The following is a 20,998-nucleotide window of genomic DNA, read 5'->3' on the forward strand; positions in this document are numbered from 1 at the left end:
TCTTGCCCCAGGCATAGGCCAGGCTGGCGTCGGTCTTCCAGTTGCCGGTGAGCTGGTAGGAAGCGCCCAGCTCGCCGCCCATGATCCGCGCGTCGACGTTGGTCGCCTGGGTCGAGGAGCCCATCATGCCCTCGCGATAGCTGAACAGGATGAAGTCCTGGACCACCCCGACGTAGCCGGAGGCCCAGGCCTGCAGCTTGTCGCCGTTGTACTGGAGGCCGAAGTCGAGCTGGGTGGTCTTTTCCGGCTTGATCTTGTCGAAGGCGTTGACCGACCCGTTCGGCCCGCGCTTGGGCGAGAACAGCTCCCAGTAGTCGGGGAAGCGCTCGGCATGGCCAAGGCCGGCGTAGAGGGTGGTCGGCGAGTCGGCAAGGTCATGCTCGTAGCGCACGAAGCCGCTGGGCAAGGTATCGGCGCGGGTGTCGTTGGCCGTCGGGTTGGCCATGGCGTGGCCCATGTGCCCGGACTTCAGGGTCTGCCGGTAGTCCTTGACCGAGGCGCGGTCCAGGCGCAACCCGCCGATCAGCCGGTCGCGCTCGGCGGCGAACCAGGTCAGTTCGCCGAAGGCCCCGTAGTTGTGGAACACCGCGTCCTTGCTCCAGGGGAACTGGTCGGCGTCGGTGTAGTAGTCGGTCATCATGTCGTACTTGGAGCCGCGCGCGCGGTGCTCGTTGCGCATGGCGTCGACCCCGGTGACCAGCTTGAAGTCGTCCCAGCGCCAGGTGGCCGCCAGGCGACCGCCGAGGGTGCGTCGGTCCACCTGGGACGCCATCGGCATGGGCATCATGCTGGACGGGTCGGGAGTGCGCAGGCGGAAGTTGTCCATGATGTGGTCGGCGTAGTTGTAGTAGACCTGCGCCTCGACCTTCTCCAGCACATCGCTGACGTTCGATTTGACGAAGCGCAGGCCCAGGCTCTCGCGCTTGAACTGCGAGCCGTCCATGCCGCGCCCGGCGTAACGTGCCTCGCCGTCGCCCTTGCCGGCGGTGAGTTCGATCAGGGTGTCCTCGTCGGGGGTCCAGCCGACCGCGACGTCGCCGTTCCACTTCTTCCAGCGCGACGGCACGGTATTCCCGGCGCCGTCCTCGTAATCGTCGGACTGCGCGTGGTTGCCGGTGAAGCGCAGGTAGCCGAGCCGGTTGCCGGCGGCAGCGTCCAGCACCTTGTCGAAGCGGCCATTGGAGCCGGCCAGCAGGCTGGCGTTGACCCGCGAGCCGAGTTCGCCGAAGCGCTCCGGCTCACGCTCGAAGAGGATCGTCCCGGCCGACGCGCCCGGCCCCCAGAGCACCGTCTGCGGGCCCTTGATCACGGTGAGCTTGTCGTAGGTTTCCGGCGAGATGTAGGAGGTCGGCGCGTCCATCCGGTTCGGACAGGCACCGAGCATCATGCCGCCGTTGGTGAGGATGTTCAGGCGCGAACCGAACATCCCGCGCAGCACCGGGTCGCCGTTGCTGCCGCCGTTGCGGATCACCGCGAAGCCGGGAATGGTCTTCAGGTAGTCGGCCCCATCGCTGGCCGGCACCGGTTGGCGCGGCTCCTTGGGATTGGTGACGATGGTCAGCGGCGAACTCTGGGCAACTCCGGTGACCACGCTCGGCGCCAGCTCCACGGCGTGATCCTGGTGCTGGGAGTGCTCCTCGGCCAGGAGCGCCGACGGAGACAGGGCCAGGCCGCACAGTGCGGCGAAGGCTCCCGCCCAGCGGCGGCGTTGTGCGAGACGGGCAGGGTCGAAGCTGAAAGCGGCGGTCGGGCAGGCGTTGCCGGCCGCTCGTTGTTGAGTAGACATACGTTTTTCCATGATCTATGTGACTTCCGCCCCGCCCCCACGGCGAGCAGGCACCCGGCCAGGCTCGCGTCACCGGCGCGGCGAAGACGCGCCGGTGCCCCCAGGAAGCGGCGGCTATCGGATTGAAAGAGGTCAGGCGATCAGGAACGGCGGCGCACGGGTACGGGCGCCGGGAAACACCGGCGAGGCGACGAACGCCTCGTTCAGGAAAGCGACGGCGGGCGCCGTCGCGAAGGGAACGGAGAACAGCGCCAGGCAGGCGTCTTCGGTGAGCGGCGGGCTGTGGAACAACAGGCTGCAATAACCGCACTTCTCCCAGAGCACGTCGCTGGCCAGGCGATTGCCTTCCTCGCCGCCCATCCCCGGCATGCCGGCATGGACGACGGAGCGCTGGGCATCGGAACAGCCGGCATGGGCCATGTCGCCATGGTCCATGTTCTCGTGGGACATGCCTTCGTGGCCCATCCCCACGCCCATCGGCATCGGGTGGTCCATCGGCATCGACTGGGAGATCAACGGCCCGACGAAGATCATCAGCATGGCGAACAGAGCCAGCCATGCACCGATGCCTTGTCGTTTCAGAGTGGTCGCCACCTGCGACTCCCGCCGTCTTGAATGAAGACCACCGCGTAGCGGGCCGGATGGCCGCTCGCGCCGGGTCATGCCGAAAAGAAGAATGCGCCTGTCGTTATACGCCCCAGGCACGGGGAACGAAATGATCGCACAAGGGCGGCTGGCTCTTCTGCGGCATGGGGCCGCAGAATTTTCCATTGCGGAGAGCGTGCCGGCGGCGCAATCGAGGACAAGCTTTCACCGCCGAGAAAGAATAAAAACCCACAAAAGCCGCACAAATGGGAAATTCTACTAATTTTCCTTTAATGCTTGCCATTCAAATGCAGTCTCACTAGTGTGGTACGCATGAAAACACCACACACCCTCATCCTGCTCCGCCAACACGCCTGCCTGTGCCTGGTCAGCCCGCGACTGCGTGGCTGAGCGACGCTTCTCTTCATCTCGTCACTGCGTTCGCCTGGCCCCGCCGGCCCAGGAACCGACTCCAAAGGATTAGCCCCATGAGCATGTTGAAAGACCCTTCGCAGAAATACCGCCCATTCCCGGCCATCAATCTGCCCGACCGCACCTGGCCGTCGAAGACCATCACCGAGGTGCCGATCTGGTGCAGTTCCGACCTGCGCGACGGCAACCAGTCGCTGATCGAACCGATGGACGCGGCGAAGAAGATGCGGTTCTTCAAGACCCTGGTGCAGGTCGGCCTGAAGCAGATCGAAGTGGCCTTCCCGTCGGCTTCCGATACCGACTTCAACTTCGTCCGCGAGTTGATCGAAGGCAACCACATCCCGGACGACGTCACCATCCAGGTGCTGACCCAGGCCCGCGAAGACCTGATCACCCGCACCTTCGAATCCCTGCGCGGGGCGAAGAAGGCCATCGTCCACGTCTACAACGCCACCGCCCCGTCGTTCCGCCGCATCGTCTTCAACCAGGACAAGCAGGGCGTCGTGGACATCGCCACCAACGCCGCGAAACTGATCAAGAAGCTGGCCGCCGAGCAACCGGATACCCAGTGGTCGTTCCAGTACTCGCCGGAAATCTTCAGCTCTACCGAGCTGGAGTTCTCGGTGGAGGTCTGCAACGCGGTGATCGACGTCTGGCAACCGACCCCGGACAACAAGATCATCCTCAACCTGCCGGCCACCGTGGAGTGCGCCACGCCGAACGTCTACGCCGACCAGATCGAATGGTTCGGCCGCCACGTCGACAAGCGTGACAGCGTGATCATCAGCCTGCACACCCACAACGACCGTGGCACCGGCGTGGCCGCCACCGAGCTGGGCCTGATGGCTGGCGCCGACCGCGTCGAAGGTTGCCTGTTCGGCAACGGCGAGCGCACCGGCAACGTCGACCTGGTGACCCTGGCCTTGAACATGTACACCCAGGGCCTGCATCCGCAACTGGACTTCTCCGACATCGACGCGGTGCGCAAGGTGGTCGAAGAGTGCAACCAGTTGCCGGTCCACCCGCGCCATCCATATGTCGGCGACCTGGTCCATACCGCTTTCTCCGGCTCGCACCAGGATGCCATTCGCAAGGGCTTCGCCCAGCAGAAGGAAGACGCGATCTGGGAAGTGCCGTACCTGCCGATCGATCCGGCCGACATCGGCCGCGACTACGAAGCGGTGATCCGGGTCAACAGCCAGTCCGGCAAGGGCGGCATCACCTTCCTGCTCGAACAGGAGTACGGCATCAGCCTGCCGCGGCGCATGCAGATCGAGTTCAGCCAGGTAGTGCAAGGCGAGACCGACCGTCTGGGCCTGGAAATGACCGCACAACAGATCTACTCGCTGCTGGAAAACGAATACCTCAAGGCGACCTCGCCCTACGTCCTCGCCAGCCATCGCCTGCAGGAAGAGAACGGCACCAGCGCCGTCGACCTGGAAGTCTCCTTCGACGGCGAGAAGCAGCACTGGCGCGGGATCGGCAAGGGACCGCTGGAAGCCTTGGTGGCCGCCCTGCCGGTCAAGGCGGAAATCATGGACTACCATGAGCACGCCATCGGCGCCGGCGCCAATGCCAAGGCCGCGGCCTATATCGAGATCCGCCTGGAGGGCCAGCGCCCGCTGCACGGCATCGGCATCGACGAGAACATCACCACCGCCAGCTTCCGCGCCCTGTTCAGCGCGCTGAACCGCGCGGTGACCCAGGCCGAGGCCAAGGCGGCCTGACCGGCACGGAAGGGAAAAAAGGGAGCCAGGCGGCTCCCTTTTTTCATGGGCATCTTTCAGCTGAGTCGCTTCACTCATCCTCGCCGCTGGCGCTGACCGCTCCCAGGCAACGGAGCTGGTACGCCCCCTCCCCTGTGGTCAGGCGCCAGGACTCGCCATCGGCCTGGGGCTCGGCTTCCATCACCGCGTTGTAGGAAAAACGCCACTCGCGACGGGTGCGTCCATCTAGGCTTTCCACCGCCAGCACCCAGTCTTCGCTGGCGAACGGCTGGTCGGCTTCCGCCGCCTGGTCCGCCTGGTCCAGCAGGTTCTCGTTGAGTTCGAAGCGCCAGGCGTGCAGACCGTCGATCTCGAGCATGTCGGCGGTTTCCAGTTCATCGAGCAGGTAGCGTTGTGTAGTCATGGCCAGTCATCGCGGATAAAGAACTCATGATAAGGCAAAGCGCGGGCTGCCCCTCACACCACCAGCATCACCACCGGGATCGCTACCGACAGAACCACCAACATGAACAGCAGGCCGATCCCCGCCGCCCGCCAGTTGGAAATGAACGCTCCGCCCGCTGCCTTGTGGCTGTCCAGGGCCGGACCGAAGGCTGATTTGGCGTAGTAGACCATGCCGAATATCTGCGCCACCGTGAAGCCGATCGAGGGGATGTTCTCCGGCAGTATCGCGCCCAGAACTGGCAGCAGGACAAACAGGCAGAGGCCGACCAGCCAGGTTTTCCCGACTTCCTGCGCCCGTCCCAGGCGACGGAGATTCACCGCCGCGAGGAAGGCACCGGCCAGGGGCGTGCCGATGAAGGTACCCAGACCGATCGCGGAAAGCCTGTACAGCGGCTCGCCATGGGTGGCGTCAGGCTCGTCCAGGCGGGCCTCCGGTGGGCGGAACGGATTCTCGGTGTCGCTGTTCATGCGTGTGCTCCCTGCGGATATTTACTGAAGCTTTACCAGGGCCGGCATTGGAAAATCCCGGCAACCGGCAGAGTCTATAGGACGCTGCGCGCCGGCTGAACATTCCGCGCCCGCCGGGAGTCACAGCAAGACGTGCGAACGAAAGCGCCCACACAGGACCGCACTCAGGAGGGATGACGCATGACCACACGCAAACTCGGCAACTCCGGCCTGGAGATACCGGCACTGGTATTCGGCGGCAACGTCTTCGGCTGGACTGCCGACGAAAGCACCTCCTTCAGGCTGCTGGACGCCCTGCTCGACGCCGGCCTGAACTGCATCGACACCGCCGACGTCTATTCGCGCTGGGTTCCCGGGCACCAGGGCGGCGAGTCGGAAACCCTCATCGGCAAGTGGCTGAAACGCACCGGCAAACGCGACCGCATGGTGATCGCCAGCAAGGTCGGGATGGACATGGGCAATGGCCACAAAGGCCTATCCGCCGCCTATATCGAGCAGGCCCTGGAGCGCTCGCTACGACGCCTGCAGACCGACTACCTGGACCTCTACCAGTCGCACACCGACGATCCCCACACCGACCTGGAGGAAACCCTTTCCACCTATGGCGAACTGATCAAGAAAGGCAAGGTACGGGTCATCGGCGCCTCCAACTACGACGCCCGGCGCCTCCTCGAGGCACGCCAGGTCAGCGCCCGGCTCCACCTGCCGAGCTACCAGAGCCTGCAACCCGAATACAACCTGTACGATCGCGCCGACTACGAGACCAACCTGGAGCCGACAGTGGAAGAACTCGGTATCGGGGTGATCAGCTACTACTCGCTGGCCAGCGGCTTCCTCAGCGGCAAGTACCGCAGCCAGGCCGACACCGCCGGGCGAGCCCGGGGGGAGAAGGTGAAGGGTTATCTCAACGAGCGCGGCGTGGCCATCCTCGCGGCGCTCGACGAAGTGGCCGAGCAGTACAACGCCAACCCGACCCAGGTCGCCCTGGCCTGGCTCATCGCTCGCCCGACGGTGACCGCGCCGATCGCCAGCGCCACCAGCCTGGAACAGCTCGACGACCTGATCGCCGCCACCCACCTGAAGCTCGACGAACAGGCGATCCACCGCCTGGACAGCGCCAGCGCCTATTGACCGACCTGCCGTCAAGGGCGGCCTCGCCCCGTTGCGTAGAGCGGATAACCGTATCGCGGCTATCCGCCCCGCATCGACGGGAAAGCCTTAGCTGAAGCGCGCCAGCAGCGAACCGATGTCCAGGTCGCCCTGCGGCGCCTGGCCGTCCGGCGTCAGCTTGTTGACCAGTTCCGGCAGCAGGCTGCTCAGGTGTTCGGCCGCCTCGCCCTGGCTGACTCCGGCGGAGTCCGCCAGTTGCTGCAATTGACCGTCGCCGAAGACCCGGGAAATGTCCGCCGCCGACACCGACTGGTTCGGCCCAGCGCCGATCCAGGAATTCAGGGCATCGCCCAGGCCTGCGTTCTGGAGCATCTGGAACAACCCGCCGAGTCCGCCCAGTGAGCCGGCCTCCACGCCCGGCGCCGCCTGCCCGGCACCGCCCGCGGCGCCACCGAGCAGATCGCCGAGGACGCCACCCAGCCCGCCGCTCGCAGCCCCACCGCCGGCGCTACCAAGGATGCTGCCCAGCGAACCGAGCAGACCACCGCCATCGCCACCGCCCTGTGCCGCACCGCCCTGGCGCGACATCAGCATGGTCACCAGCCCGATCAACAGGGCCACTTTCGGATCGCGAGCACCTCCCTGTCCTTCAGAGCCACCCAGCGCCGAACCGAGAATCGAATCGAGCAGTCCCATTGGTCTTCCTCCTGATCTGATGCCCACGGCGCGGCGCCGCGGGATACGGGTAACTCCATTCCCGGCACTGCGCCATCATGCGCAGCGCCGGGTCATGGCCTCGGACATCGACCGGAAGCGGACGTTCCGGCACTCAAGGATGGATTTCGAAGCGATCCGCGTCCATGTAGGCCGGGAAACGCTGGCGATAGGCCGCCAGTGCCGCCGCGTCCAGCCGGACGCGGAACACGCCGTCGGCGTCCGCCGCGTTGAACAGGCTGTCGCCCTGGAAGTCCAGGACCTGGCTATCCCCAGCGTAGCGCAAGGCGTTGCCGTCTTCGCCGATACGGTTCACCGCCACCACGTAGCAAAGGTTCTCGATAGCCCGCGCCGGCAGCAGGCGGTTCCAGTGCTGTCGACGAGGCGCGGGCCAGTTGGCGGTGTAGAGCAACAGGTCGGTGTCGTGCGGGTCGCGGCTCCACACCGGGAAACGCAGGTCGTAGCAGATCAACGGGCGCACCCGCCAGCCCTTGAGTTCGAACAGTTCCTGGCGTTCGCCGGGACTGTAGTGCTCGTGTTCGCCGGCCATGCGGAACAGATGGCGCTTGTCGTAGTGCAGCATCTCGCCGTCCGGACGCGCCCAGAGCAGGCGGTTGCGATGGCTGCCGTCGGCGAGCTGGACGATCAGGCTGCCGGTGACCACCGCGCCAAGGCGCCGGGCCTGCTCCAGCAGCCAGGCATGGGTCGGCCCCAGCTCGGGCTCGGACTGCTCGGCCGAAGCCATGCTGAAACCCGTGGTGAACATCTCCGGGAGGACCACCAGGTCGGCACCGGCGGCGCTCTCCAGCAGGGCGGCGAAATGCTCGCGGTTGGCCTGGGCGTCGTGCCAGGCCAGGGAGGATTGGACCAGGGCGATGTCCAGGTCCGGCAGAACCGTCAGATCGCGCATAGCTTTTCCGCTGCCTGACGCAGCGTCTCCTCGCGTTTGGCGTAACAGAACCGGACCAGCCGCATGGCGTCCGGCGCCTTTTCATAAAACACCGAAACCGGGATCGCCGCCACTCCGTGTTCGCGGGTCAGCCACTCGGCCATGGCCACGTCGTCCAGGTCCGGACGGACGGCCGAATAGTCCACGCACTGGAAGTAGGTGCCCGGCGCACGGGTAAAACGGAAGCGAGAGTCCAGCAGCAGGTCGCAGAACAGGTCGCGCTTGGCCTGGTAGAAACCGGGCAATTGCCGCAAATGTTCGGGATGGCCGGCCATGTAGTCCGCCAATGCCCATTGCAGCGGCGTGACGCCACAGAAGTTGACGTACTGGTGGACCTTGCGCAGCTCCGCGCTGAGCGCCGGCGGCGCGACCACGTAGCCGGTCTTCCAGCCGGTGACGTGGTAGGTCTTGCCGAACGAGCTGACCACGAAGGAGCGCGGATACAACTCCTCGTGGGACAGCACGCTGGTATGGGCGACACCGTCGAACACCAGGTGCTCGTAAACCTCGTCGCTGATCAGGTAGATATCCCGGTCGCGAATCAGCGCGGCCAGGCGGTCCAGTTCCTCGCGGTTGATCAGCGCGCCGCTGGGGTTGTGCGGGGTATTGATGATGACCAGCCGGGTACGCGGCCCGATGGCCTCGGCCATGCGCTGCCAGTCGATGGAGAAGTCCGGCAGCGCCAGCGGCACGTGCACGCAACGCCCGCCGGCGAGTTGCACGGAGGGTTCGTAGCTGTCGTAGGACGGGTCGAGTACCACCACTTCGTCGCCCGGATGGACCAGCGCCTGGATCGCGCTGAAGATCGCCTCGGTCGCCCCCGGTGTGATGGTCACCTCGCTGTCGGCGCTCACCCGGCGTCCATAGAACTGCTCGATCTTCTTCGCCACCTGCTCGCGCAGGGCCGGCAAGCCGGTCATCGGCGCGTACTGGTTGTGCCCGGCGGCGATATGCCGGCCTACCGCCTCGCGCAGCTCCGGCGGACCGTCGAAATCGGGAAAGCCCTGGGAGAGGTTGATCGCGCCACACTCGGCGGCCAGTTGCGACATGCGGGTGAAGATGGTGGTGCCGACATTCGGCAGCTTGCTCTGAATCATCGGGACTTCCTGCAGAGACTCGCCGGACGACAGCCCGGCCAGACGGGTGGCAGGGCAGGATAGCCGATCCGGGAGCGACGCTGCAGGGGCACGCCTTAGAAAAAACCGTGGCCGCTTCAGGTCAGAGGGGAATATGGGCCAGGCGATGGCGCAGGACGAACAACCGCCTCGCGATCATTCGTCGCCACGACAGGGAATCGGCGGTCAACGCCGGCGGCCTGGCTCTACAGCCGCGGCCAATGAAAAAGGCCCGACAGGGATACCCGCCGGGCCTTTCGACGAAGGAAACGCCACCCTCAGCGGCGCTTGTCCTTCTTCTTCTTCTCGGCTTTCTTGTGGTGCGACATCAGCCGGCGCTTCTTGTTGACCTGGCGCGCGGTCAGCGAGTTCTTCTTGCCCTCGTAGGGGTTCTCGCCGCCCTTGTACTCGATGCGGATCGGCGTACCGACCAACTTCAATACCCGCCGGTAGGTCTTCTCCAGGTAGCGGGTATAGGCCTTCGGCACCGCGTCCACCTGGTTGCCGTGGATCACGATCAGCGGCGGGTTGGCGCCGCCCAGGTGGGCGTAGCGCAGCTTGATCCGGCGACCGTTGACCATCGGCGGCTGGTGCACCTGCACGGCGTCCTCGAGGATGCTGGTCAGGCGGCTGGTCGGCCAGCGGGTCACCGCCGAACGGAAGGACTCCTGGACCGACTTGTAGAGATGGCCGACGCCGGTGCCATGCAGGGCCGAAATGAAATGGATGTCGGCGAAGTCGACGAACAGCAGGCGCCGCTCCAGTTCGGTCTTCACGTAGTCACGCTCGGCCGCCTCCATGCCATCCCACTTGTTCAGGGCGATGACCAGGGCACGGCCGGTCTCGAGGACGAAGCCGAGCAGGTTGAGGTCGTGCTCGACCACCCCTTCGCGGGCGTCCATGACGAAGATCACCACGTTGGCGTCCTGGATCGCCTGGAGGGTCTTCACCACCGAGAACTTTTCCACCGCCTCGAAGATCTTGCCGCGACGCCGCACGCCAGCGGTGTCGATCAGGGTGTACTTCTCCTCGTTGCGCTCGAACGGGATGTAGATGCTGTCGCGGGTGGTGCCGGCCTGGTCGTAGACGATCACCCGCTCTTCGCCGAGCATGCGGTTGACCAGGGTCGACTTGCCCACGTTGGGCCGGCCGATGATGGCGATCTTGATCCCGTCCTTCTCGCTGGGACCGGGAATCCGGGTCGGTTCCTCGCCTTCGGCGACCTCTTCGCTCGCCGGCTCGCCCTCGCCTTCTTCCTCCGCGTTGTCCTTGGGGAAGATCCCCAGGGCTTCCTGCAGCATATGGTTGATGCCGCGACCGTGGGCGGCGGCGATCGGCAGCGCATCGCCCAGGCCCAGCGGGCTGAACTCGGCGCGAGCGAGATCGGGATCGATGGTGTCGACCTTGTTGGCGATCAGGAAGCTGCGCTTGTTCCGCTTGCGCAGGTGCTCGGCGATCATCTGGTCGGCGGCGGTCATGCCGGCGCGCGAATCGACCAGGAACAGGACGGCATCCGCCTCCTCGATGGCCTGCAACGATTGCTCGGCCATTTTCGCATCGATGCCTTCCTCATCGCCGGAGATGCCTCCGGTATCGATGACGATATAGGTGCGGCCCTGCCAGCGCGCCTCGCCGTACTGGCGATCGCGGGTCAGGCCTGCGTACTCCGCCACGATGGCGTCGCGCGACTTGGTCAGGCGGTTGAACAGAGTGGACTTGCCGACGTTCGGGCGACCCACCAGGGCAATAACGGGAACCATGCGGCTCTCCACGAGAATTCAGAAAACACAAAGGCCGCTGACGTCGGACGGCAGCGGCCGGACACTTGAAACCCAGTCTAGCGGATGGTGTAGGCGACGAGCTTGCCACCGTTGCCGAACACGTACATCCAGCTCCCGACCACCAGCGGACGAACCCGCACGCCATCGCTGTCGACCCGCTCGCGACCGACGAAGCGACCGTCCACCTGGCTCAGCAGGTGCACGTAGCCTTCCAGGTCGCCGACCACCACGTTGCTGGAGAACACCGCCGGAGCCGACAGTTGGCGACGCGCCAGGGCGTCGTTGTTCCACAGCGAAGAAGCGCCGCGCGAATCCAGGCCTTCCACCGAACCGCTGGCCTGGCTGACGTAGATATTGCCGAAGCCTTCGGCGACGCCGACGTAGCTCGACGCTTCGCGCTGCCAGAGCAGGCGGCCGCTGTTCACGTCCAGCGCCGCGGCACGGCCCTGGTAGCTGACCACGTAGAGGGTGTCGCCGGACAGCAGGAGGCCGCCGTCGATATCCACCACGCGATCCAGTTCGGAACGCCCCTGGGGAATCGCTACCCGCTGCTCCCAGATCGGCAGGCCGCGCTGTACGTCGACCGCCACCACCTTGCCGCTGGCCAGGCCAGCCAGGGCCATGTTGCCGGCGATCAGCGGCGCGCCGGTGCCGCGCAGGGTCAGCACCGGCACGGTGCTTTCGTAGATCCAGCGCTGGTCGCCGCTGGCCGCATCGAGGCCGATCAGCTTGTCGTCCTGGGTCTGCACCACCACCACGTCGCCGTTGGTGGCCGGCGCCGACAGCACTTCGCTGTTGACTCGCTTGGTCCACTTCTTCTTGCCGGTAGCTTCGTCGAGGGCGATCACGTCACCGCGCAGGGTACCCACCAGCACCAGGCCGTAGCCAACGCCGACACCGCCGGAAACCGGACGCTCGAGGTCCTTCTTCCAGAGCACGTCGCCGGTCTCGCGCTGGATCGCCATCACCCGCCCTTCGGCGGACGCGGCGTAGATGGTGGAACCATCGACGGCCGGTTCGAGCAGGTTGTACAGGTCGCCCTGGCCATCACCGACCGAGCGGCTCCACTGCTTGCTCAACACGACTTCCTCTTTGAAGTCGGTCAGTTCGGCGGGCGGGAGTTCCTTCTTGCTGTTGCTGCTGCAACCCACGACCGCCAGGGCCAGGGCGAGCAGCGCCGCGTGTTTCCATTGCACCATCTCAGGCCTCTCCCTTGGACAGGTCGTCGAGCTTGATCTGCAGGGCATCGCCGGCACCGTCTTCGGGCAGCGACTGCTTGGCTTTCTCGTAGGCCGCGCGGGCCTCGTCGGTGCGCTTGAGCTGCACCAGCAGGTCGCCCTTGAGCTCCTCGCGGGTAGAGACGTAGGCCTTGTCGGCGTCGCCATCGAGCAGCTTCAGGCCTTCCTCGACCTTGCCCTGGGCCGCCAGGACCCGGGCCAGGCGCTGCCGCGCCAGTTCGCCGAGGGTGGCGTCGGCCGGCTTGTCCATGACCGCCTTCAGCTCGGCAACGGCGTCATCCAGCTTGCCGCTGTCGACCGCGACCTTGGCCACGAACAGGCTGCCGTACTGGGCATAATGGGTGCCGCCGAACTCGCTCTTCAGCTTGCCGGCCAGCTCCGCCACCTTCGCCGGATCCGGCTGGCCGGCCGGATTCAGCGCGGTTTCGATCAGTTGCTGGTAGACGATCGAGGCGCCCTGCGCCTGGTTGGTCTGGTACTTCTGCCAGGCCTGCCAGCCGAATACCACTGCCAGCGCGAGGATGCCGCCGGTGACCAGGGGCTTGCCGTTGCGCTGCCACCAGTCCTTGATCTGCGCCAGGTCTTCGTCTTCGGTACGCGATGTCACCCCAATCACTCCTATTCTTTATGTTCTCAAGCCTGTGCCAGACAGGCTGCCAGGTGCTCGGGCAGAGCATCCCAGGCAATGCTTTGTTGCTCGCCCTCGTCACGCAGGGGCTTGAAACCTACCACGCGATTGGCCACCTCGTCCTCCCCGAGGATCAGGGCAAAGCGCGCGCCGCTCTTGTCGGCCTTCTTGAACTGGCTCTTGAAGCTACCGGCGCCGGCGTTGACCAGCAGGCGTATGCCGGGAATGGCGCTGCGCAACTGTTCGGCCAGGGTCAGGGCGGCCAGCTCGGCCGGTTCGCCGAAGGCGCAGACGTAGAGGTCGGCCGGACGGTTCAGTTCGGCGGGGATCACACCCAAGGTTTCCAGCAGCAGCACCAGGCGTTCCACGCCCATGGCGAAACCGACGCCCGGGGTCGGCTTGCCGCCGAACTGGCTGACCAGCCCGTCGTAGCGGCCACCGCCGCAAACGGTGCCCTGGGCGCCAAGCTTGTCGGTGACCCACTCGAAAGCCGTGCGGCAGTAATAGTCCAGGCCGCGCACCAGCTTCTGGTTGATTTCGTAGCGCAGTCCGACAGCATCCAGGCGGGCCTTGAGACCCTCGAAGTGGGCGATCGATTCTTCGTCGAGATAGTCGTGCAGGGTCGGCGCGCCGACCAGCAATGCCTGGGTGCTCTCCACCTTGCTGTCGAGGATTCGCAGCGGATTGGTGGTCATGCGCCGCTGGCTGTCTTCGTCGAGTTGCTCGAAGCGCTCCTGCAGATAGGCCACCAGGGCCTCGCGATAGCGTGCGCGGGCCTCGCTGGAACCGAGGGTGTTGAGCTGCAGGGTCACCGCGTCGGCCATGCCGAGCTTCTGCCACAGGCGCCAGGTGAGGATGATCAACTCGGCGTCGATGTCCGGACCGGGCAGGTTGAAGACTTCCACGCCGATCTGGTGGAACTGCCGGTAGCGACCTTTCTGCGGTTTCTCGTAACGGAACATCGGCCCGGTGTACCAGAGCTTCTGCACTTGACCACCGCCGCTCAGGCCGTGCTCCAGCACGGCGCGCACGCAACCGGCGGTACCTTCCGGACGCATGGTCAGGGATTCGCCGTTGCGGTCGAGGAAGGTGTACATCTCCTTGTCGACCACGTCGGTGCCTTCGCCGATGCCGCGGGCGAAGAGTTCGGTGAACTCGAGGATGGGCAGGCGGATCTCGCTGTAGCCGTAGCCGTCCAGCAGGCCGGCGAAGGTGCGTTCCAGATAGCGCCAGGCCGGAGTCTGCTCCGGCAGGATGTCGTTCATGCCACGAATGGCTTGCAGGGACTTGCTCACGTAGGGTCCTTAAACGGGTCAGCCGCGGGCGATCAGGCTCGCATCGGCTTCGGCCTTCTCGGCCGCCTTCTGGCGGATCAGCCGTTCCAGCTCGTCCACCAGGTTGTCGTTGGTCAGTTTCTGCGACGGCTTGCCGTCGATATACACCAGGTTCGGAGTGCCGCCGGTGAGGCCGACATGGGCCTCCTTGGCTTCGCCCGGACCGTTGACGACGCAACCGATCACGGCCACGTCCATCGGTACCAGCAGGTCCTCCAGGCGCCCTTCCAGCTCGTTCATGGTCTTCACCACGTCGAAGTTCTGCCGCGAACAGCTCGGGCAGGCGATGAAGTTGATGCCACGGGAGCGCAGGTGCAGGGACTTGAGGATGTCGAAACCGACCTTGATCTCCTCGACCGGATCGGCAGCCAGGGAAATCCGGATGGTGTCGCCGATTCCCTCGGCCAGGAGCATGCCCAGCCCCACCGCCGACTTCACCGTGCCGGAGCGCAGGCCGCCGGCCTCGGTGATGCCCAGGTGCAGGGGCTGCTCGATCTGCCTGGCCAGCAGGCGATAGGCGGCGACGGCCATGAAGACGTCGGAGGCCTTGACGCTGACCTTGAAGTTCTGGAAGTCCAGCTTGTCGAGATGATCGACGTGGCGCATGGCCGATTCGAGCAGGGCTTCCGGGGTCGGTTCGCCGTATTTCTTCTGCAGGTCCTTTTCCAGCGAACCGGCATTGACGCCGATACGGATCGGGATGTTGCGCTCGCGCGCGGCGTCGACCACGGCCTTGACCCGGTCCTCGCGACCGATGTTGCCCGGATTGATGCGCAGGCAGTCCACTCCCAGCTCGGCGACGCGCAGGGCGATGCGATAGTCGAAGTGGATGTCGGCGACCAGCGGCACGTTGACCTGCTGCTTGATCTTGCCGAACGCCTCGGCGGCGTCCATGTCGGGGACGGAAACCCGCACGATGTCCGCGCCGGCATCTTCCAGGCGGCGGATCTGCGCGACGGTGGCAGCGACGTCGCAGGTCTCGGTGTTGGTCATGCTCTGCACGGCGATCGGCGCATCGCCGCCCACCGGGACGTTGCCGACCCAGATTTTCCGAGACTTGCGGCGAATGATCGGAGAAGCGCTATGAATGCTCATTGTCCTACCTTCAGACGGGCCGTTTCGCCGCGGACGAAGGGGGTCACGTCCACCGGCTGGCCGTTGTAGCTGACCTGGGCGCCGCGAGCGAAACCGAGGCGCAGCTCCAGCGGGGCCTTGCCGGCCAGTTCCAGGCTGTCGCCCTTGCGCTTCAGCGCGCTGACCAGGACCTTGCCGTTGGCGTCGGTGACCTGGGTCCAGCAATCGGCGACGAACTGTACCTTGACCACCCCCTGGCCCTCGCCGGCCACCACGGGCGCGGCGGCAGGTTCGCTCGGCGCTGGCGGGGCGGCCGGACTGGCCGTCGCCGGAACGGCTGGAGCAGTACCGGGAGCGGGAGCCGTGCCGGCAGGCGCGGCGGTAACGGGCTGCTGGGGCGCGGCGGGGGTGCCCTGGGCCGGAGCGGCGGGAACCTGCGCGCCCTCGCTCGCCACCGGCGGCGAACCCTCGGCCTGGGCGGCGACTTCCGGAGCAACCTCGGCGGACGCTTGCTCGCCTTCCTTCTGCGCTTCGATCACCGCCTGGTCTTCAGGCTCGTCCAGGGTATGGATCTCGGTGGTGCCGTCGGCGCTTTCCACTTCGACATGCTCGAGGCTCAGACCGGCGGTTTCCGGCGTGCGCGCGGAATGCTCCTGCCACCAGAAGTAGCCGAAGCCGATCAGCAGGGCGAGCAGTAACAGACTGACGATACGCAGCACGTTGCGCGACAGGCGCACCGGCTCGGCGACCCGTCCCAGGCTCTGTACGGTGCTGCCGCTGGCATTGGTGCCGGTGAAATGGTCGAAGCTGTTGACCAGCTCGGCCTGGTCGAGGCCCATGAGCTTGGCGTAGGCGCGGATGTAGCCGCGCGAGAAGGTGTGCCCCGGCAGCTTGTCGAAAGCGCCGTTTTCCAGCTGACGCAGCGAATTCTCGGTCAGGTTCAGTTGCCCGGCCACCTGCGACAACGACAAGCCCTTCTGCTCGCGCGCCTGGCGCAGGGTTTCCCCGGGGTTCTGACGGGAAGCGGTGGCTACGACTTCGGGCTGCGGCGCTTTCATCATTTTTCCGCCTGGAATTCCTGATATTCGGGAGAGCCTGGGTACAGGCGTTTCAACTGCAGGCCATAGCTGGCGGCCGTGTCGCGGTCCTCGAAGACCTTCGCGAGACGAATGCCCAGCAACAGGCTGCGGGCGTTCTGCCCGCCGCCCTGGGCAAAGAGATCATAGTACTGGCGAGCCGGCACGTACTCGCGCTCCTTGTAGAGCAGGTCGGCCATCTCCAGCGCGACGCTGGGCTGGTTACGGTTCAGACGCAGGGATTTCTCGAAGTACTCCTTGGCCTGGGCCGGTTTCTTCATTTGCAGCGAAACCAGGCCGAGGTTCTCGAAGACCCGCGAGCGCTCGGGATAGAGGGTGTCCTGGCTGGCCTCCAGGAGACGCTGATAGGCCTCCTCGTAGCGCTTCTGCTCGTAGAGGAAACCGCCGTAGTTGTTCAGTACCCGGGCATTGCGGCTATCGCTGGCGAGCGCCTTGCGGTACTCCTCGTCGGCCAGCTTGGGCTCCATCTCGGTCTGGAATACCACCGCCAGTGCGGCATGCGCGTCGGCGCTGGAAGGGTCGATCTCGAGGGCCTTGCGCAGCGGCACCTTGGCCTGCTCGGTGTTCCCCCGCTGGAGATAGCCGAGGCCGAGCTGGATATAGGCATCGCGCGCCTCGTCACGGCCCTTGTCGGTTTTCAGGGGATTCTGATCTCCGCTCGTCACGCAGCCTGTCAGCCCAACAGCCAACAGGAACACCAGCGCGGCGCGTACAGTCATCGGAACCCTCCTCTCACTCAATTTCGATTCGCCGCCGACTCGGACTCGGCCAGTTGGCGCACGGCAATATAACGTTCGCTCCGGCGGGTACGATCCATGACCTGGCCGACCAGTTGGCCACAGGCCGCGTCGATGTCGTCGCCGCGGGTGGTACGCACGGTCACGTTGAAGCCGCCCTTGTGCAACATGTCCTGGAAACGCCGGATGGCATTGTTGCTCGGGCGCTCGTAGCCGGAGTGCGGGAATGGATTAAACGGAATCAGGTTGATCTTGCAAGGCGTGTCTTTCAGCAATGCGATCATCTGCTCAGCATGCTCGGGCTGATCGTTGACATCCTTGAGCAGGGTGTACTCGACGGTCAGCACGCGCTTCTCGCCGAGCCGGGAAATATACCGGCGGCAGGCATCCAGCAGCATGCCCAGCGGATACTTCTTGTTGATCGGCACCAGCTTGTTGCGCAACTCGTCGTTCGGTGCGTGCAGCGACAGGGCCAGGGACACGTCGATCACCTCGCCGAGCTTGTCGATCATCGGCACCACGCCGGAGGTGGACAGGGTCACCTTGCGCTTGGAAATACCGTAGCCGAGGTCGTCCATCATGATGTTCATGGCGGCGACCACGTTGTCGAAGTTCAGCAGCGGCTCGCCCATGCCCATCATCACGACATTGGTGATGGCGCGGTCGATCTTGGCCGGAACGGTACCGAACGACTTGTTGGCGATCCACACCTGGCCGATCACCTCGGCGGCGGTGAGGTCGCTGTTGAAACCCTGCTTGCCGGTGGAGCAGAAACTGCAATCCAGGGCGCAGCCCGCCTGGGAGGACACGCACAGGGTGCCGCGTCCGCCCTGGGGGATGTACACGGTCTCGACGCAACTGCCGGACGCCACCCGGACCACCCACTTGCGGGTGCCGTCGGCGGAGATGTCCTGGCTGACGATCTCGGGACCGCGTATCTCGGCTGAGGCCTTGAGCTTTTCGCGCAAGGCCTTGCCGACGTTGGTCATGGCGTCGAAATCGTCGACGCCAAAGTGGTGAATCCACTTCATGACCTGGCCGGCCCGGAAACGCTTCTCGCCGATGGACTCGAAGAACTGTTCCAGCTGCGGCTGGGTCAGGCCCAGCAGGTTCACCTTGCCGGCGGTGGTCGTTGTCATGGCTTCACCCTCACCCACGCTCGATCAGCGAATGCGCTCGCAGACTTCGGTAGCCGCGAAGAAGTAGGCGATCTCGCGAGCGGCGGAAGCTTCGGAATCGGAACCGTGGACGGCGTTCTCGTCGATGGAGACGGCGAAGTCGGCGCGGATGGTACCGGCGTCGGCTTTCTTCGGATCGGTGGCGCCCATCAGCTCGCGGTTCTTGGCGATGGCGTCCTCGCCTTCCAGGACCTGGACTACAACCGGACCGGAAGTCATGAAGGAAACCAGGTCCTTGAAGAACGGACGCTCTTTGTGCTCGGCATAGAAGCCGCCGGCTTCACGCTCGGACAGCTGAACCATTTTAGCGGCGACGACGCGCAGGCCGGCTTTCTCGAAGCGGGTCAGGATTTCGCCGATCACGTTCTTGGAAACGGCGTCCGGCTTGATGATGGACAGGGTGCGTTGCAGTGCCATTGGTAAAACTCCGAAACAAGGTTGTCTAGCATGGGCGGCCCCGCCAGCGGGGCGGGACGCCGTGATTCGTTCAGGACGCTGACGAAAACGGCCCGAAAGGGCCGGAATCAGCGTGGCTGCGCCTGGCATCGGGCCCGGCGCGCCTAGCCTGGAATGCGCCCGCGGGCGATTTCAGGCCTTACCTAAAATAAAACCCGCGAATTATACGCGGGTTCCCGGCAAATGCGTAGGGCGGGCCTATGGCTAGTCCCGTTCCTCGATCCAGGCGGCCTGGATGGCCTCCAGGACTTTCTCCCCGCTACGCTGAGGATCGTCGGAGAACTCTGGAAGTTCCACCACCCAGCGCCGCAGATCGACGAAGTTGACGTATCGCGGATCGACCTCCGGCTTGCTTTCGTCGAGCTGGATGGCGATTTCCAGCACATCGGTCCATTTCAGGCTCATTGCACGCTCCTCTCTACCGCCGGGCTCAGTGGCCTTCCGACACCTGGTTGATGGTGTACTTGGGAATCTCGACCACCAGGTCTTCGTCGGCCACCACTGCCTGGCAGGATAGCCGCGAATCGGGCTCCAGACCCCAGGCCTTGTCCAGCATGTCGTCTTCGAGTTCGTCGGACGGCTCCATGGAGTCGAGGCCTTCGCGGACGATTACGTGGCAGGTCGTGCAGGCGCAGGATTTCTCACAGGCATGCTCGATCTCGATGCCATTGCGCAATGCGGCATCCAGGATGGTTTCGCCGGGCTTCGCCTCGAATACCGCCCCCTCGGGGCAGTGGTCGGCATGGGGCAGAATCACGATCTGCGGCATCTTCGCTTATTCCTCGATTTCGTTGAGCCGGCGGCCGGAGAGCGCGGCCTTGACGGTCGCGTCCATCCGCCGTGCGGCGAAAGCGTCGGTCACCTGGGACAGGCGCTTGATCTGGTTCTCGATGGCCGCGGTGTCGCTACCACCGGCCAGTTCACGCAAGGTGTCCATCTGCGCCGCGATGGCCAGGCGCTCCTCTTCGTCCAGGAGCCGCTCGCCGTCGACGTCCAGCGCCGACTGCACGGCCTCCAGCAGCCGCTGCGCCTCGACCTGCTGTTCGCGCAGGGCGCGGGCAGCCTTGTCGTCGCCGGCGTAGTCGAAGGAGTCCTTGAGCATCCGCGCGATCTCGCCGTCGGTCAGCCCATAGGACGGCTTGACCTGGATGCTGGCCTCGACGCCGGAACTCAGTTCGCGTGCGGACACGCCGAGCAAGCCGTCGGCGTCGACCTGGAAGGTCACCCGGATTTTCGCCGCGCCCGCCACCATCGGCGGAATGCCGCGCAGCTCGAAGCGCGCCAGCGAACGACAATCCTTCACCAGCTCGCGCTCGCCCTGCAGCACGTGGATCATCATGGCCGTCTGGCCGTCCTTGTAGGTGGTGAACTCCTGGGCGCGCGCCACCGGGATGGTGGTATTGCGCGGAATCACCTTCTCCATCAGCCCGCCCATGGTTTCCAGGCCGAGCGACAGCGGAATGACGTCCAGCAGCAGCAATTCCTCGCCGCGCTTGTTGCCGGCCAGGGCATCGGCCTGGATGGCCGCGCCGATGGCGACCACCTGGTCCGGATCGATATCGGTCAGCGGCTCGCAGCCGAACAACTCGCCAACCGCCGTGCGCACACGGGGCACGCGGGTCGAGCCACCGACCATCACCACAGAGCGGATTTCTTCCAGATCGACACCGGAGTCGCGCACCGCTCGGCGGCAGGACTTCAGGCTGCGAGCGACGAACGGCTCGATCAACTCGTCGAGCGTCGCCCGGCTCAGCTCGCCGCTCCAGTCGCCATAGGCGACCCGGACCGACGCCTCATCGGTAAGACGCTCCTTGGCCGCACAGGCGATTTGCAGCAACTGCCGCTGGCTGCCCGGGTCCAGATCGGCAGAAAGGCCAGCCTGCTCGATCACCCAGCCAGCGATGGCATGGTCGAAGTCGTCGCCACCCAGGGCCGTATCGCCGCCGGTGGCCAGGACTTCGAAGACACCGCGGGTCAGGCGCAGGATGGAAATGTCGAAGGTTCCACCACCCAGGTCATAGATGGCCACCAGGCCTTCCGCGGTGCGTTATCACGCCGAGCGGGCGGAAGTGGGTGAGAGCGCCCGCGCGGCCGCCGCGAAGGATCCCTTCAATACCATCATTTCGGTCAAGCGCCTGATGGGGC

21 protein-coding genes and 1 pseudogene are annotated in these 20,998 nt (G+C 65.3%); 3 read left to right on the plus strand and 19 right to left on the minus strand.

The features are described 5' to 3' along the window. Together FFS27_RS10270 and FFS27_RS10275 are read right to left on the minus strand one after the other, a co-directional pair. Nucleotides 1–1,798 (minus strand): TonB-dependent copper receptor (locus tag FFS27_RS10270; protein WP_137951993.1); only part of this gene is annotated, 1,798 nt, incomplete at its 3' end. Nucleotides 1,799–1,918: 120 nt separating this feature from the next. Beyond that, complete coding sequence (locus tag FFS27_RS10275; RefSeq protein ID WP_003092760.1) at nt 1,919–2,380, minus strand: DUF2946 domain-containing protein; 462 nt, start codon at nt 2,378–2,380, stop codon at nt 1,919–1,921. 479 nt (nt 2,381–2,859) lie between these two features. Here FFS27_RS10275 and leuA point away from each other — a divergent pair, with 479 nt between their 5' ends. Beyond that, entirely contained in the window at nt 2,860–4,530 is a 1,671-nt protein-coding gene (leuA, locus tag FFS27_RS10280; protein WP_003092766.1) for a 2-isopropylmalate synthase, read from the plus strand. A 70-nt stretch (nt 4,531–4,600) separates the two neighbouring features. On the opposite strand, the gene FFS27_RS10285 is transcribed toward leuA, so the two are convergent. Both FFS27_RS10285 and FFS27_RS10290 read right to left on the minus strand, forming a co-directional pair. Next, nucleotides 4,601–4,933 (minus strand): DUF5629 family protein, encoded by a 333-nt coding sequence (locus FFS27_RS10285; RefSeq protein ID WP_021265204.1) that lies wholly within the window; start codon nt 4,931–4,933, stop codon nt 4,601–4,603. Between the two features lie 53 nt (nt 4,934–4,986). Next, on the minus strand, nt 4,987–5,442 hold the full coding sequence (locus FFS27_RS10290) for a hypothetical protein (protein ID WP_003107363.1): 456 nt from the start codon (nt 5,440–5,442) through the stop codon (nt 4,987–4,989). Nucleotides 5,443–5,622: 180 nt separating this feature from the next. Between FFS27_RS10290 and FFS27_RS10295 the strand changes: the two genes are divergently transcribed. After that, entirely contained in the window at nt 5,623–6,573 is a 951-nt protein-coding gene (locus FFS27_RS10295; RefSeq protein ID WP_003109786.1) for an aldo/keto reductase, read from the plus strand. A gap of 87 nt (nt 6,574–6,660) precedes the next feature. On the opposite strand, the gene FFS27_RS10300 is transcribed toward FFS27_RS10295, so the two are convergent. The 15 genes and pseudogenes from FFS27_RS10300 to hscA all read right to left on the minus strand — a co-directional run. Then, nucleotides 6,661–7,248, minus strand: a complete 588-nt coding sequence (locus FFS27_RS10300) for a YidB family protein (protein ID WP_017148417.1) — start codon at nt 7,246–7,248, stop codon at nt 6,661–6,663. Nucleotides 7,249–7,381: 133 nt separating this feature from the next. Then, nucleotides 7,382–8,176: an amidohydrolase gene (locus FFS27_RS10305; RefSeq protein WP_009313455.1), complete on the minus strand. Its 795-nt coding sequence runs from the start codon at nt 8,174–8,176 to the stop codon at nt 7,382–7,384. After that, nucleotides 8,164–9,312 carry a pyridoxal phosphate-dependent aminotransferase gene (locus FFS27_RS10310; RefSeq protein ID WP_019486052.1) on the minus strand — a complete coding sequence of 383 codons (1,149 nt, stop codon included), beginning with the start codon at nt 9,310–9,312 and terminating at the stop codon, nt 8,164–8,166. The genes FFS27_RS10305 and FFS27_RS10310 overlap by 13 nt, the downstream gene beginning before the upstream one ends. Nucleotides 9,313–9,608: 296 nt before the next feature. Further along, nucleotides 9,609–11,090, minus strand: coding sequence for a ribosome biogenesis GTPase Der (der, locus tag FFS27_RS10315; RefSeq protein ID WP_003092786.1), 1,482 nt, complete (start codon nt 11,088–11,090; stop codon nt 9,609–9,611). A 77-nt stretch (nt 11,091–11,167) separates the two neighbouring features. Further along, the gene (gene bamB / locus FFS27_RS10320) at nt 11,168–12,310 is read right to left on the minus strand and encodes an outer membrane protein assembly factor BamB (protein WP_003092789.1); all 1,143 of its coding nucleotides are present in this window, start codon (nt 12,308–12,310) and stop codon (nt 11,168–11,170) included. 1 nt (nt 12,311) lies between these two features. Then, complete coding sequence (locus FFS27_RS10325; protein WP_003137855.1) at nt 12,312–12,956, minus strand: YfgM family protein; 645 nt, start codon at nt 12,954–12,956, stop codon at nt 12,312–12,314. Nucleotides 12,957–12,982: 26 nt separating this feature from the next. Continuing rightward, nucleotides 12,983–14,272 (minus strand): histidine--tRNA ligase, encoded by a 1,290-nt coding sequence (gene hisS / locus FFS27_RS10330; protein ID WP_003092797.1) that lies wholly within the window; start codon nt 14,270–14,272, stop codon nt 12,983–12,985. An 18-nt stretch (nt 14,273–14,290) separates the two neighbouring features. Further along, nucleotides 14,291–15,406 (minus strand): flavodoxin-dependent (E)-4-hydroxy-3-methylbut-2-enyl-diphosphate synthase, encoded by a 1,116-nt coding sequence (gene ispG / locus FFS27_RS10335; RefSeq protein WP_003092800.1) that lies wholly within the window; start codon nt 15,404–15,406, stop codon nt 14,291–14,293. Beyond that, nucleotides 15,403–16,446 (minus strand): RodZ domain-containing protein, encoded by a 1,044-nt coding sequence (locus tag FFS27_RS10340; RefSeq protein WP_023095249.1) that lies wholly within the window; start codon nt 16,444–16,446, stop codon nt 15,403–15,405. The genes ispG and FFS27_RS10340 overlap by 4 nt, the downstream gene beginning before the upstream one ends. Next, on the minus strand, nt 16,443–17,201 hold the full coding sequence (gene pilF, locus FFS27_RS10345; protein ID WP_003092804.1) for a type 4a pilus biogenesis protein PilF: 759 nt from the start codon (nt 17,199–17,201) through the stop codon (nt 16,443–16,445). The genes FFS27_RS10340 and pilF overlap by 4 nt, the downstream gene beginning before the upstream one ends. A gap of 17 nt (nt 17,202–17,218) precedes the next feature. After that, nucleotides 17,219–18,358: a 23S rRNA (adenine(2503)-C(2))-methyltransferase RlmN gene (gene rlmN, locus FFS27_RS10350; RefSeq protein ID WP_003092809.1), complete on the minus strand. Its 1,140-nt coding sequence runs from the start codon at nt 18,356–18,358 to the stop codon at nt 17,219–17,221. 24 nt (nt 18,359–18,382) lie between these two features. Next, a complete protein-coding gene (ndk, locus tag FFS27_RS10355; protein ID WP_003092811.1) occupies nt 18,383–18,814 on the minus strand; it encodes a nucleoside-diphosphate kinase in 432 nt (143 codons plus the stop codon). Nucleotides 18,815–19,057: 243 nt separating this feature from the next. Then, nucleotides 19,058–19,258 (minus strand): Fe-S cluster assembly protein IscX, encoded by a 201-nt coding sequence (gene iscX / locus FFS27_RS10360; RefSeq protein ID WP_003092814.1) that lies wholly within the window; start codon nt 19,256–19,258, stop codon nt 19,058–19,060. A gap of 25 nt (nt 19,259–19,283) precedes the next feature. Next, on the minus strand, nt 19,284–19,622 hold the full coding sequence (gene fdx, locus FFS27_RS10365; RefSeq protein ID WP_003092818.1) for an ISC system 2Fe-2S type ferredoxin: 339 nt from the start codon (nt 19,620–19,622) through the stop codon (nt 19,284–19,286). Nucleotides 19,623–19,628: 6 nt separating this feature from the next. Continuing rightward, a pseudogene (hscA, locus tag FFS27_RS10370) lies at nt 19,629–20,894 on the minus strand (Fe-S protein assembly chaperone HscA); the annotation flags it as partial. Here hscA and FFS27_RS10375 point away from each other — a divergent pair. After that, nucleotides 20,875–20,998, plus strand: a 124-nt coding sequence (locus tag FFS27_RS10375; RefSeq protein WP_442962147.1) for an Hsp70 family protein, incomplete at its 3' end; no start/stop codon positions are given. The pseudogene hscA and the gene FFS27_RS10375 overlap by 20 nt on opposite strands.

Origin of the sequence: Pseudomonas sp. 2VD (genome assembly GCF_005503585.1) — a bacterium.
GTDB classification, from domain to species: Bacteria; Pseudomonadota; Gammaproteobacteria; order Pseudomonadales; family Pseudomonadaceae; genus Pseudomonas; species Pseudomonas aeruginosa.